Here is a 382-nt window from a genome sequence, read left to right on the forward strand (position 1 = left end):
GTCGTAGATGGTCTGCAGCTTGGTGGCCTTGTCCACCACGTGCACAGGCGTGGTGATCTTGCCGCAGGCGTGCAGCAGGCCCGCCATCTTGAGCTCGTAGCGGTCGCGATCGCTCATCTTGAACGCGGCCAACGGCCCCTCGCGGATGGCATCCACAGCCTCGGCCAGCATCATCGTGAGGGCGGGAACGCGCTGACAGTGGCCGCCGGTGTAGGGCGATTTTTCGTCGATGGCCAGGTTGATGAGGTTCACGAACGACTCGAACAGGCGTTCGAGCTGCGTGATGAGCAGCCGGTTGGTGAGCGCAATGGCCGCCTGCGAGGCCAGCGACTCGGCCAGGCTCTGGTCGGCCTGCGAGAAGGTGATGACCTCGCCCGTGTCC

The 382-nt window shown here is 64.9% G+C and carries 1 protein-coding gene; it reads right to left on the reverse strand.

Annotated elements, in window-relative coordinates; translation table 11 throughout:
• Positions 1-382: HD-GYP domain-containing protein (locus tag GPA27_RS28730; RefSeq protein ID WP_373322830.1), on the reverse strand; the 382-nt coding region annotated here is incomplete at both ends.

This window comes from Aromatoleum toluolicum, assembly GCF_012911005.2.
GTDB lineage: Bacteria > Pseudomonadota > Gammaproteobacteria > Burkholderiales > Rhodocyclaceae > Aromatoleum > Aromatoleum toluolicum.